The 3,957-nt window shown below is 41.6% G+C and carries 7 protein-coding genes and 1 pseudogene; all 8 read right to left on the bottom strand.

Annotated features, from left to right (window positions below):
* The coding region (locus CWM58_RS27810; protein WP_413773492.1) for a formylglycine-generating enzyme family protein at positions 1-322 on the bottom strand (322 nt) is incomplete at its 3' end.
* Between the two features lie 141 nt (positions 323-463).
* Positions 464-580, bottom strand: coding sequence for a hypothetical protein (locus CWM58_RS28985; RefSeq protein WP_004217423.1), 117 nt, complete (start codon positions 578-580; stop codon positions 464-466).
* A 45-nt stretch (positions 581-625) separates the two neighbouring features.
* Positions 626-1,519, bottom strand: coding sequence for a formylglycine-generating enzyme family protein (locus CWM58_RS27805; RefSeq protein WP_100682223.1), 894 nt, complete (start codon positions 1,517-1,519; stop codon positions 626-628).
* 21 nt (positions 1,520-1,540) lie between these two features.
* Positions 1,541-1,642, bottom strand: coding sequence for a hypothetical protein (locus CWM58_RS29620; protein ID WP_371934360.1), 102 nt, complete (start codon positions 1,640-1,642; stop codon positions 1,541-1,543).
* 52 nt (positions 1,643-1,694) lie between these two features.
* Entirely contained in the window at positions 1,695-2,588 is an 894-nt protein-coding gene (locus tag CWM58_RS27800; protein ID WP_100682222.1) for a formylglycine-generating enzyme family protein, read from the bottom strand.
* Positions 2,589-2,609: 21 nt separating this feature from the next.
* Positions 2,610-2,726, bottom strand: coding sequence for a hypothetical protein (locus tag CWM58_RS28980; protein WP_004217423.1), 117 nt, complete (start codon positions 2,724-2,726; stop codon positions 2,610-2,612).
* 45 nt (positions 2,727-2,771) lie between these two features.
* Entirely contained in the window at positions 2,772-3,665 is an 894-nt protein-coding gene (locus CWM58_RS27795; protein WP_025711977.1) for a formylglycine-generating enzyme family protein, read from the bottom strand.
* A 175-nt stretch (positions 3,666-3,840) separates the two neighbouring features.
* Positions 3,841-3,957, bottom strand: a pseudogene (locus tag CWM58_RS27790) (sulfatase modifying factor 1); the annotation flags it as partial.

Here is a 3,957-nt window from a genome sequence, read left to right as displayed (position 1 = left end):
AATCAATTTTTTTACCGGATTTTTTACCTAACCACTGACAATAATCTTTTGCCTGTTGCCAGATAACACCTGCAGGATAATCCCCCTTTAGCAGAGAAGGATGACGTTTTGCCAGTATATCCACAGGGTGGATTTTTTTATCTGTTACTTTCAAATAAACATTAAAATCATCGTTGGTGACTTTATATTTTGATATCGAAAAATCACTTAAAATAACCTTATGTAAAGTTTTATCATCCTGTTGTATGCTGAAAAGTAATTTTTCACCAACTAATGGACCAAAATCACCCATTAAAAACTCACCACCCTGAACAGGGACCATATTAGAGACCGATTTATCCACAAGTGCTTTAGCTGCTTTTTCACTCCCGGTGGTATTTCCCTGATCGCACCCGAGCAGTAAACTGGCGGCAACAGAAGCAACTACGATTAATTTTCTCATCTTATCACCTAAGCCTTTGCATCAGGCAGTCATTGTCCCCGTCGGGTGCTGGTCGTCGATCATGGCAAGATATTCTGACATCAGGCTATCCGGGACAGGTTTAAATAGTCTCTCCGGTTTATTGGAACATTCATTCAACGTTGTTGCTCCGGTTAAAATGATATATGTCACCACCAAACGACATTATTTATTGATGACGCAACGGAAAACATACTGCGGACCAACACCATATTTTTCATAATCATCGTCTTTATTGATCTTTGGAACTGGCAAATCTGATTGTCTGAACACGGTTAAAGCGTATTGTCTGTCACCGCCAACATTCCCGCGCAGGACTTTTTTAGTACCCTGCGCAGGCCCCTGAGGATCGTTTACCGGAGAATGAGAGTAATAATCTGCTGCATACCAGTCATTGGTCCATTCAGAGCCACTGAGTCCCATATCATACAGACCTAAGGGGTTTGGCGGGAACTTCCCTATTGGATAAAAAGGAAGCCCAATACCATCAGTATAACTATCCAGTTCGTCCTGGTTCGGGAAATTTTTCCCGGGTAAAAGCTCACCATTGTTGGTAGCAAACGGAAGATACTGCCCTCTGGATCTTGCTGCATACTCCCATTGCGCCTCTGTCGGCAAATCAATTTTTTTACCGGACTCCTTACCTAACCACTGACAATAGTCTTTTGCTTGTTGCCAGGTCACATTTGCTGAATAATCATCGGATAATAAAGATGGATGATTTTTCATAAATGGACCTACTGGCAGTGCTCTTTTATTAGTAAGTTTTGAATACTCTTTATAATTCTTATTAATAACCTTATATTTTGATATTAAAAAATCACTTAACACAACCTTATGTAATACCTTATCATCCTGGTTTATGCTGAAAGGCAGTTTTTCACCGACTAACGGCCCAAAATCCCCCATTAAGAACTCGCCGCCCTTAACGGGAACCATGTTAGAGAGTGACTTAGCAACAAGCGCTTCAGACAAGGTTTCACGCTTGTCAGTACTCTTCTGGTCGCACCCGAGCAGAAAACTGGCGGCAACAGTAGCAACTACGATTAATTTTCTCATCTTATCACCTAAGCCTTTGCATCAGGCAGTCATTGTCCCCGTCGGGTGCTGGTCGTCGATAATGGCAAGATATTCTGACATCAGGCTATCCGGGACAGGTTTAAACAGGCTGTCCAGCGGAATATTATATTCATTGAGCGTTCCGACTATAATATAGTATTACAGTCAAACGATATCATTTATTAATAACGCAACGAAATACAAAAAGAGGACTAACTCCAAACTTTTGATAATCATCACGCCCAGCAAATTTTGGCACAGGTTGTGACGATTGCCTGAATATAGTCAAGGCATACTGACGATCTCCGCCAACATACCCCCTTAAAACTTTTTCATTACCTTTAACTGGACCTTGAGGATCATAAACAGGGGAGTGGGAATAATAATCAGTTGAATACCAATCATTACTCCATTCGGCTCCACTTAGCCCCATATCGTATAAACCTAGCGGATTCGGAGGATATTTCCCAATTGGATAAATAGGAAAACCATAACCATCTGTGTATTCATCTAATTTCTTTTGTTCAGGTATATTAGAACCAAGCTCGAAATTTCCATTATTAGTCGCAAAAGGAAGATACTGCCCTCTTGACCTTGCCGCATATTCCCATTGTGCTTCTGTCGGTAAATCAATATTTTTATCGGACTCCTTACCTAGCCACTGACAATAATCTTTTGCCTGTTGCCAGGTCACACCAACAGAGTAATCACCTTTTTGCAAGGATGGGTACTCTTTTACCAGAATATTAATGGGAGGTTTTTTCATTCCTGTTATCTGCAGATATTTATTATAATCATCGTTGGTAACTTTAAACTTTGATATCGAAAAATCGCTTAATACAACCTTATGTAATACCTTATCATCCTGGTTTATGCTGAAAGGCAGTTTTTCACCGACTAATGGGCCAAAATCCCCCATTAAGAACTCGCCGCCCTTAACGGGAACCATGTTAGAAAGCGACTTAGCAACAAGCGCTTCAGACAAGGTTTCACGCTTGCCAATACTCTTCTGGTCGCACCCGAGCAGTAAACTGGCGGCAACAGAAGCAACTACGATTAATTTTCTCATCTTATCACCTAAGCCTTTGCATCAGGCAGTCATTGTCCCCGTCGGGTGCTGGTCGTCGATCATGGCAAGATATTCTGACATCAGGCTATCCGGGACAGGTTTAAATAGTCTCTCCGGTTTATTGGAACATTCATTCAACGTTGTTGCTCCGGTTAAAATGATATATGTCACCACCAAACGACATTATTTATTGATGACGCAACGGAAAACATACTGCGGACCAACACCATATTTTTCATAATCATCGTCTTTATTGATCTTTGGAACTGGCAAATCTGATTGTCTGAACACGGTTAAAGCGTATTGTCTGTCACCGCCAACATTCCCGCGGAGGACTTTTTCGGTCCCCTTTACGGGTCCCTGAGGATCGTTTACCGGAGAATGAGAGTAATAATCTGACGCATACCAGTCATTGGTCCATTCTGAGCCACTAAGTCCCATATCATACAGACCCAGGGGGTTTGGGGGATATTTCCCCACTGGATAAATAGGAATACCTGCTCCATCAGTATATTCACTCAGCTCATCCTGGCTGGGGATGTTTTTACCGGGCAGGAACTCACCATTATTCGTTGCAAACGGAATGTATTGCCCTCTGGATCTTGCTGCATATTCCCATTGCGCCTCTGTTGGTAAATCAAATTTTTTACCAGACTCCTTACCTAACCACTGACAATAGTCTTTTGCCTGTTGCCAGGTGATGCCAACAGAATAATCACTTTTTTGCAATGATGGGTAATCTTTTAGCAGAATATTAATGGGTGGTTTTTTTACTCCTGTTATCTGCAGATATTTATTATAATCATCATTGGTGACTTTGTATTTTGATATTGAAAAATCGCTTAATACAACCTTATGTAATACCTTGTCATCCTGGTTTATGCTGAAAGGCAGTTTTTCACCGACTAATGGGCCAAAATCCCCCATTAAAAACTCGCCGCCCTGAACGGGAACCATGTTAGAGAGCGACTTAGCAACAAGCGCTTCAGACAAGGTTTCACGCTTGTCAGTACTCTTCTGGTCGCACCCGAGCAGTAAACTGGCGGCAACAGAAGCAACTACGATTAATTTTCTCATCTTATCACCTAAGCCTTTGCATCAGGCAGTCATTGTCCCCGTCGGGTGCAGCTCATCAATCATGGCAAGATATTCTGACATCAGGAAATCCGGGATAGATTAAATATCCTATCCGGTTCAGCCGAATATTCGTTGAGCATTCTGACTCGGTTAAAATAAGAGATGGCATCACACATTATTTATTAACGACACAACGAAATACATACTGCGGACCAACACCATATTTTTCATAGTCACCATCAACTTCTTCTGGGAGTGGTGAAGCAGATTGTCTAAACATAGTCAATGCGTA

This window comes from Klebsiella sp. H-Nf2, assembly GCF_002806645.1.
Lineage (GTDB): Bacteria > Pseudomonadota > Gammaproteobacteria > Enterobacterales > Enterobacteriaceae > Klebsiella > Klebsiella variicola.
This window is presented reverse-complemented; position numbering and strand designations above follow the sequence as displayed.

Bases quoted from the DNA above. Each gene is read 5' to 3' on its own strand.
- CWM58_RS27805 (WP_100682223.1), bottom strand. From the start codon at position 1,519: ATGAGAAAATTAATCGTAGTTGCTACTGTTGCCGCCAGTTTTCTGCTC.
- CWM58_RS27800 (WP_100682222.1), bottom strand. From the start codon at position 2,588: ATGAGAAAATTAATCGTAGTTGCTTCTGTTGCCGCCAGTTTACTGCTC.
- CWM58_RS27795 (WP_025711977.1), bottom strand. From the start codon at position 3,665: ATGAGAAAATTAATCGTAGTTGCTTCTGTTGCCGCCAGTTTACTGCTC.